We start from the raw sequence: 7623 nt of genomic DNA on the forward strand, positions 1-7623 counted from the left end.
ATACATAGGTGAGACGGGGCCTTAGGCCTTACTTAGAGGGCCTTAGATGCCTTAGGGCCCGGCCCGGGTGGAACTGCGCCGGGGCGGCGGGCCGGGCGGTGGCGGGCTGGCGGTGGCGGGTCGGGCGGTGGTGGCTAGACGGTGACCGTCTCCCGGGCCGCGGGCGGCTCGGGGACGGTGGCCGCCAGCTTGCTGCCCTCGACGTCCACGTCCGGTATCAGCCGGTCGAGCCAGCGCGGCAACCACCAGGCGCGGCGGCCGAGCAGGGCGAGGACGGCCGGGACGATCGTCATCCGGACGATGAAGGCGTCGAAGGCGACGGCCGCGGCGAGGCCCAGGCCCATCATCTTGATCATCGGCTCGCTCATCCCGATGAAGCCCGCGAAGACGGCGATCATGATGAACGCGGCGGCGGTGACCACCCGGGCGTTGTGCCGGAAGCCGGTGACGATCGCCTCGCCGGGCTGCTCGCCGTGGACGTACCCCTCCCGGATCCGGGTGACCAGGAACACCTCGTAGTCCATGGCGAGGCCGAAGACCACGCCGATCATGAAGATCGGCATCATGCTCATCACCGGGCCGGTCTGCTCCACGCCGATCAGGTCGGCCAGCCAGCCCCACTGGAAGACCGCGACCACCGCACCCAGCGCGGCGACCACCGAGAACAGGAAGCCCAGGGCCGCCTTCAGCGGGACGAGGACGGAGCGGAAGACCACCATCAGCAGGACGACGGCGAGGCCGACGACCACGGCGAGGTAGGGCAGCAGCGCGTCGGACATCTTCTGCGAGACGTCGATGTTCATCGCCGTGGTGCCGCTGACCAGGACCGTCGCCCCGGTGGCCGACTTCAGGCCGGCCGCGTCGGCACGGATGGCGTGCACGATGTCCTTGGTCTCGGCCTCGCTCGGGCCGGTCGCCGGGACGGCGTTGAGCAGGGCGGTGTCGCCCGCCTGGTTGAACATCGGCGGCGTGACCGCGATGACCCCGGGCACGCCGGAGACCTTCTTGGCGACCTCGCCCGCGGCGGCCTTCGGGTCGGCGACGCCCTTGGTGTCCACCAGGATCGTCAGCGGGCCGTTGAAGCCGGGGCCGAAGCCCTCGGAGAGCAGGTCGTAGGCGCGGCGCTGGGTGGTCGAGGTGGGCTTGGCCTCGTCGCCCGGCAGGCCGAGCCGCAGGTCCAGCGCGGGGGCGGCGAGCACGCCGAGGCCGATCACCCCGCCGAGCAGCACCGCGAGCGGGCGGCGCAGGATGAAGCGGGCCCAGCGGGCGCCGCCGTTCTCCTTCGTGGCCGGGACGGCGGCGCCCCGGGCCTTGCGGGCCTTGCGCGGCAGCACCTTGCGGCCGAGGAAGCCGAGCAGGGCGGGGACCAGGGTGAGGGCGACCAGCACCGCGATCACGACCGTCCCGGCGGCCGCCATGCCCATCTTGGCCAGGATCGGGATGCCGACCACGGAGAGGCCGGCGAGCGCGATCACCACGGTGAGGCCGGCGAAGACCACCGCGGACCCGGCGGTGCCGACGGCCCGGGCGGCCGCCTCCTGCGGCGTCCGGCCCTCGGTGAGCTCGGCGCGGTAGCGGGAGACGATGAACACCGCGTAGTCGATGCCGACCGCGAGGCCGAGCATCATGGCGAGCGTCCCGGTGGTGGCGGAGAGCCCCAGCGTGCTGCCGAGCGCGGTGATCAGCGCCATGCCGAGGCCGACGCCGACGACCGCGGTGAGCAGCGGCAGCCCGGCCGCGACCAGCGAGCCGAAGGTGATCACCAGCACGACGGCGGACAGCGCCATGCCGATCGCCTCGCTGCTGCCGCCCGCCTCGCCCTTGGCCATCAGCGCGTTGCCGCCGATCTCGACCTTGAGCCCGGCGTCCCGGCCGTGCTGGGCGGCTCGCTCCAGGGCCTCGGTGGCGCCCTTGGAGACGTCACCGGCCTTGGCGGAGTAGTTCACGGTCGCGTACGCGGTGGTGCCGTCCGCGGAGACGGCGCCCTGCATGGTGAACGGGTTCACCGCGCCGGTGACCTGCTCGGAGTGGGCGACCTCGTCGACCGTCCGCTCGACCGCCTGCTGGTGGGGCGCGGCGGTGATCTTCTGGCCGGAGGGGGCGACGAACACCAGGCGCGCCGAGGCCCCGTCGGCGTGGCCGCCGGGGAAGCGCTCGTTCATCAGGTCGAAGGCCTTCTGCGCTTCCGTGCCGGGCATCGCGAAGCCGTCGTCGGGTGCGGCGGGCGCCTTGGCCGCCAGGACCCCGACGGCGGCCAGCACGGCGACCCAGAGGAAGGTCACCAGCCGGCGCCGGACGAAGGCCCATCGGCCCAGACGGTAGAGGAACGTGGCCACGGGAGAGCGGACTCCTTCGGATGCGGTTCTCGGAACGGGACGCGCCGCGGCGGGCCGGAGGTCCGGATGGACGCGGTCCGCCGCAGCATGGCCAATCCTTGATCGCCGACCCCTGCTCCGTCGTCATCTCTGTGCAGGCCGTTTGCGTACTGCGGACGCAGTAGGGCCCTCCCCCGTACGGAGGAGCGCACGCCCTGCGCCGGAAGCAGCGCCCGGACCTGCGGCGGGAGCAGATCCGGTCACCCGTGCGGGCGGCGACGGCGGGCCGCGGGCCGGTGGGCGAAGTAGCGTGATGTGACCTGACCCGTCCGCCGACGTGCGGTTCGGGAGGATCCCACCCGATCGGTGCTGTTTCGCGCAGCCCGCCGCCGGAGGTGCCCCATGGGCGTTCCAGCCGCCCGCATCGTGTTCGACGAGGACGACCGCGCGGCGGTCGCCGAGGCGGTGACCGAGATGCTCACCACCGGCGCGCTGACCCTCGGCCCGTGGACCGAGCGCTTCGAGCAGGCCTTCGCCGCCGAGCACGGCGCCTCGCACGCCGTCGCGGTGAGCAGCGGCACGGCGGCGCTGGAGGTGATCCTGCGCAGCGTCGACGTCCGGGGCCGCGACGTGGTCGTCCCGGCCGTCACCTTCTACGCGACCGCCGGCGCGGTGCTGCACGCGGGCGGGCGTCCGGTCCTCGCCGACGTCGACCCGGCCACCCTCGCGCTCTCCCCCGACACCCTGGAGGCGGCGCTCACCCCGGACACCGCCGCCGTCGTCCTGGTGCACATCGGCGGGCTGGTCGGCCCGCAGGTCGACGCCCTGCGCGCGCTGTGCGACCGGCGCGGCATCCCGCTGGTCGAGGACGCCGCGCACGCCCACGGCAGCAGCTTCGACGGCCGCGCCGCCGGGACCTTCGGCCTGGCCGGGGCCTTCTCCTTCTACCCGACCAAGGTCACCACCAGCGGCGAGGGCGGGATGATCCTCACCGAGTCGCCGGAGCTGCGCGACGAGGCCCGGATCTACCGCGACCAGGGCAAGGGCTCCTTCACCACCAACCACCACGTGAAGCTCGGCCACGCCTGGCGGATGAGCGAGCCGCACGCCGCGATCGGCGCGGTGCACCTGCGCCGGCTGAAGGAGTTCATCGAGACCCGCCGGGCCGTCGCCTGCCGCTACGACGCCGCGCTGGCCGGGCTGGACGGCCTCGACCCGGTGCGCGAACCGCCCGGCTGCCGCGGCAACTACTACAAGTACGTGGCGCTGCTGCCGCCCGGGGTGGACCGCGCGGAGTTCAAGCGGACGGTGGCCGAGGAGCACGGGGTGCGGCTGTCCGGCGAGGTCTACGACCTGCCGCTGCACCTCCAGCCGGTGCTCGCCCCCTACCGGCGCGGGCCGCTGCCGGTGGCCGAGGACGTCTGCGCCCGGCAGGTCTGCCTGCCGGTGCACTCCGACATGACCGAGGACGAGACGGAGCAGGTGGTGGACGCCGTCTCCGCGGTGTACCGGCGCCTGGCCGGGTAGCCGGAGCGAAGGGAGCAAGATCGTGCGGATAGCCGTCACCGGGGGCTGCGGTTTCATCGGCTCACACGTGGTGGACCACCTGATCGCGGCCGGCCACGACGTCCTCGCGGTGGACACCACCGACAAGTACCTCAACCCGGACGCCGAGCACGCGTGGCTCGACGTCCTCGACCTCAAGGCCCTCACCGCGGCCCTGGCCGGCAGCGAGGTGGTCTACCACCTGGCCGCGATGGCCGACGTCGAGCAGGTCTCCGCCGACCCGGTCCGCGCGGTGCGCACCAACATCGACGGCACCGAGGCCGTCCTGGAGGCCGCCCGGCGCAGCGGCCTGAGCCGGACCGTGCTGGCGAGCACCGTCTGGGTCTACGGCGCCGCCCTCGCCGACGAGCAAATCGACGGCGGCGAGCAGGAGTTGGACGAGCACGTGCCGATCGAGCTGGAGCACAGCGGCCATCTGTACGTGGCCACCAAGCTGGCCGCCGAGATGCTGGTGCACAGCTACCGCGAGCTCTACGGTCAGCACTTCACCATCCTGCGCTACGGCATCCCGTACGGCCCCCGGATGCGGAACGAGCTGGTCGTCGCCCGGTTCGTCCAGGCCGCGCTGGCCGGCCGGCCGATCACCATCGCCGGGGACGGCCGGCAGAGCCGCAACTTCGTCTACGTCGAGGACCTCGCCGACGCCCACGTCCGGGCCCTCTCCCCCGCCGCCGAGGACCAGACCTTCGCCCTGGAGGGCTCGGCGGCGGTCTCGGTGCGGGACATCGCCGACGCCGTGAACGGCCTGCTCGGGCCCGTCGCGATCGAGCACATCGACGGGCGGAAGGCCGACTACACGGGGCGGCGGATCTCCTCGGCGCAGGCCAAGCGGCTGCTGGGCTGGTCGCCGAGCACCAGCTTCGCCGACGGCGTGCGGCGGTACGCGGACTGGTACCGGGCCACCGTCGGCTCGGCCGCCGGCGCCTGACGGGGCCGCCCGATGCCGCACGCCCTGCTGGTCTCCGGCTCGCTCGGGCAGGGCCACGACGTGATGGCGCACGCCTGTGCGGACACCCTGCGGGAGCGCGGCTGGACCACCCGCACCGTCGACGCCATGGCCCTGCTCGGGCAGCGCTCGGGCGCGGCCGGCGAGGCGGTGTTCCGCCGACTGCTCGACCTGCCGGGGGTGTACGACGCCTTCCACTTCTCGGCGCTGCGGCCGGGCGCCCGGCTCGCCCTGCTCGCCGACGCGGCGGCGCGCCGCCGGCTGGTCCCGGCGCTGCGGCAGCTGGTCGAGGAGCAGCGGCCGCAGCTGGTGGTCTCGGTCTTCGCCACCGCGACCTCGGCGGTCAACCGGCTGCTGCGGCAGGCCCCGGAGCGGGAGTTCCGGCACTTCGTGTTCTGCACCGACGTGACGCCGCACCGGCTCTGGGTGCAGGAGGGGACGGACCTGTTCCTGGTCACCTCGGAGGTCGCCGCCTGCGCGGTGCGGCGCTACCGGCCGGACGCGGACATCGCCGTCCTGCCGGCGCCGCTGCGGCAGCCGTTCTACCGGCCGCCGGAGCGGGCCGCGGCGCGCGCGGAGCTGGGCGTGCCGGCCGGCGCCGCCTGCGTGCTGCTGATGTCGGGCTCCTGGGGGCTCGGCCCGCTCGCCCGCACCGCCGCCGCGCTGGCCGCCGCCGGGCCGCACGTGCTCGCGGTGGCCGGGCGCAACCGGGAACTGGAGCGCCGACTGCGGGCCGCGGCGCGCCGGGAGCCCCGGCTGCACCCCTTCGGCTACACCGACCGCGTCCCCGCCCTGATGGCCGCCGCCGACCTGGTGGTCACCAGCTCGGGCGACACCTGCAGCGAGGCCCGGGCGCTGGGCCGGCGGCTGCTGCTCCTCGACGTGGTGCAGGGCCACGGGCGGGACAACCTCCAGCACGAGCTGGAGCTCGGCCACGCCGACGTCGCCACCGCCCGCCCGACCGAGGTGGTCCGCAACGCCCTGGCCGCCCTCGGCCGCCCCGAGCCCGCGCCGTCCGCCGGCGCCACACCGGCGGCCTGGCGGGAGGGGTTCGGAGCGGCCCTGCACCGCGTCGGGCTGGGCTAGATCCGCCAGCGCCCCGGCCCCGCCGACTCCGGTTCGCGGGGCCGGGGCCCTTCGCCGTCCGCGGGGCTGGTCCGCCAGGAAGCCCGGCTCACCGCACCTCCAGGTCGCCCGGGTGAACGGTGTAGCCGCCGTCGACGACCGGCGCGAAGGGCGCCGGCGCCATGCAGGTGCCCACCACCGGCTGCACGGGCTTCCCGTTGGCGTCCACATCGAGGTTGACGACGCCCCAGGAGAACCCGAGGCGCCCCTTGTCGTGGCCGTGCCCCTGGGAGATGCTCAGCCCGATCCGCTGGCCGACCGGCATGACGTCCGACGTGGTGATGACGGCGGTCAGGGTGGCGACGTGGTCCCCGGTCACCAGGCAGTCCACGGCGGCGTCGGCGGTGCCCACCTCATTGGTCCCGGCCTTGTGGTGCGTGAAGCGGACGGTACCGCGGGCGTCGGTCGGCAGGCCGTCCGGGACGATGGTGCCCGGGAACCCCCGGGTGTAGGGGGCCACCTGGGCGTCGACGGTGAACCGGATCTCGTCGTCGGGCCGGAAAGCGTAGAAGATCCGCCCGGACCCGGTGACGCTCGCCAGCCGGACGGGATGGCCCTTGGTGGGCGCCGCGGGACCGGCGGCGGAGGCTGGGGTGACCGTGGCGAGCATCGCGAACGCGAGGCCCACGGCGGCGAGGGTGGCGGCGCAGGGCTTGATGACGCGGACCATTGGGAGACTCCCTTCGTCGACGGCGGCCCTGATGCCCGCCGTCCGGTGCCCCATCAGCCTCGCCGTCGCCGGGCCATCCGCACCATGTGCCGATCGGCAGGTGGATCGCCCACGAGCGGGTGGGGCTGTGCCGATCGGCACAGCCCCACCCGCCCAAGCACGTCCGCGCGACACCGTGGGGACCCCACTGACCGTCAGCCGGCACTCTTGCCCAGCACTTCGGCGACCGGCAGTGCTCCGGCGGCCGACCAGCGGCAACGCGACCGGCCCGGCAACCTCGTCGGCGCCATCGGCCGCCGCCTCCTGGCCGACCTCATGCCCGACCGGCGCATCCGCACCCGACCCCGCGTCGGCAAACGCGCGATCTCCGAGTACAACGCCAAAGGCACCGTCGACCGGACCGGCTACAAGGCCACCATCAGCATCGACATCCTGACCGCACCAGACCCGTGACAGGCATCCACAAGCCCTGTCCACACGGCGTCGGGGCTAGATCCTCCGACCACGGAGGCCGGGGACGCCGTGGTCGCGGAGGGGGCCGAGGGTGAGGTCGTGGGTGCGGCAGTGGGCGGCGATCAGGGGGAGGGCGGCGAGGGTGGCGCGCCAGGAGTCGGGGGCGGAGGTGCAGTCGGAGTCGTGCAGCAGGAGGGTGGCGCCGGCGGTGAGGCCGGGGCGGGCGGTCGCGTAGACGGACTCGCCGGTGGCCTGCGCCGTCCAGTCGCGGCCCCAGGCCGTCCACAGCACGGTGCGCAGGCCGAGTCGGCGGGCGGCCAGGGCCGGCCCGGCGGTCAGGACGCCGTACGGCGGGCGGTACCAGAGCGGACGGGCCCCGCAGAGCCCGGTCACGGCGTCCTCGGCGCGGCGCAGTTCGCGCAGGTCGCGGGCGGGGGCCGGGTACCACTGCGGCCGGTGGTGCCGGGGTCGCCGACCTTGGTGTCGGGCTTGTCGCCGGTCGGCTGGAGCCCTTCGGTCCCGTTGGAATCGTGCCACAGCTGGAACTT

General features: G+C 74.5%; 7 protein-coding genes. 4 read left to right on the forward strand and 3 right to left on the reverse strand.

The genetic code is table 11. From position 1 onward, the window contains the following. Positions 1-134: 134 nt before the first annotated feature. Positions 135-2336 carry an MMPL family transporter gene (locus ABZW03_RS33275; protein ID WP_355266749.1) on the reverse strand — a complete coding sequence of 734 codons (2202 nt, stop codon included), beginning with the start codon at positions 2334-2336 and terminating at the stop codon, positions 135-137. Between the two features lie 381 nt (positions 2337-2717). Here ABZW03_RS33275 and ABZW03_RS33280 point away from each other — a divergent pair, with 381 nt between their 5' ends. Genes ABZW03_RS33280 through ABZW03_RS33290 form a run of 3 tightly spaced genes read left to right on the forward strand, consistent with a single transcriptional unit; the run spans position 2718 to position 5913 of the window. Then, positions 2718-3842 carry a DegT/DnrJ/EryC1/StrS family aminotransferase gene (locus ABZW03_RS33280; RefSeq protein WP_355266752.1) on the forward strand — a complete coding sequence of 375 codons (1125 nt, stop codon included), beginning with the start codon at positions 2718-2720 and terminating at the stop codon, positions 3840-3842. Between the two features lie 22 nt (positions 3843-3864). Further along, positions 3865-4809, forward strand: coding sequence for an NAD-dependent epimerase/dehydratase family protein (locus ABZW03_RS33285; RefSeq protein WP_355266755.1), 945 nt, complete (start codon positions 3865-3867; stop codon positions 4807-4809). 12 nt (positions 4810-4821) lie between these two features. After that, complete coding sequence (locus tag ABZW03_RS33290; protein ID WP_355266758.1) at positions 4822-5913, forward strand: hypothetical protein; 1092 nt, start codon at positions 4822-4824, stop codon at positions 5911-5913. An 88-nt stretch (positions 5914-6001) separates the two neighbouring features. Here the strand turns inward: ABZW03_RS33290 and ABZW03_RS33295 are convergent, their stop codons facing one another. After that, the gene (locus tag ABZW03_RS33295; protein WP_355266761.1) at positions 6002-6622 is read right to left on the reverse strand and encodes a hypothetical protein; all 621 of its coding nucleotides are present in this window, start codon (positions 6620-6622) and stop codon (positions 6002-6004) included. 207 nt (positions 6623-6829) lie between these two features. Here ABZW03_RS33295 and ABZW03_RS33300 point away from each other — a divergent pair, with 207 nt between their 5' ends. Then, complete coding sequence (locus ABZW03_RS33300; RefSeq protein ID WP_355266764.1) at positions 6830-7075, forward strand: hypothetical protein; 246 nt, start codon at positions 6830-6832, stop codon at positions 7073-7075. Positions 7076-7111: 36 nt separating this feature from the next. Here the strand turns inward: ABZW03_RS33300 and ABZW03_RS33305 are convergent, their stop codons facing one another. Continuing rightward, complete coding sequence (locus ABZW03_RS33305) at positions 7112-7612, reverse strand: polysaccharide deacetylase family protein (RefSeq protein ID WP_355266767.1); 501 nt, start codon at positions 7610-7612, stop codon at positions 7112-7114. Between the last annotated feature and the right edge of the window lie 11 nt (positions 7613-7623).

It is taken from the genome of Kitasatospora sp. NPDC004799 (genome assembly GCF_040609095.1).
Taxonomy (GTDB): Bacteria; Actinomycetota; Actinomycetes; order Streptomycetales; family Streptomycetaceae; genus Kitasatospora.

Coding starts and splice junctions, on each gene's coding strand:
- ABZW03_RS33280 (WP_355266752.1), top strand. CDS start 2,718: ATGGGCGTTCCAGCCGCCCGCATCGTGTTCGACGAGGACGACCGCGCG.
- ABZW03_RS33290 (WP_355266758.1), top strand. CDS start 4,822: ATGCCGCACGCCCTGCTGGTCTCCGGCTCGCTCGGGCAGGGCCACGAC.
- ABZW03_RS33295 (WP_355266761.1), bottom strand. CDS start 6,622: ATGGTCCGCGTCATCAAGCCCTGCGCCGCCACCCTCGCCGCCGTGGGC.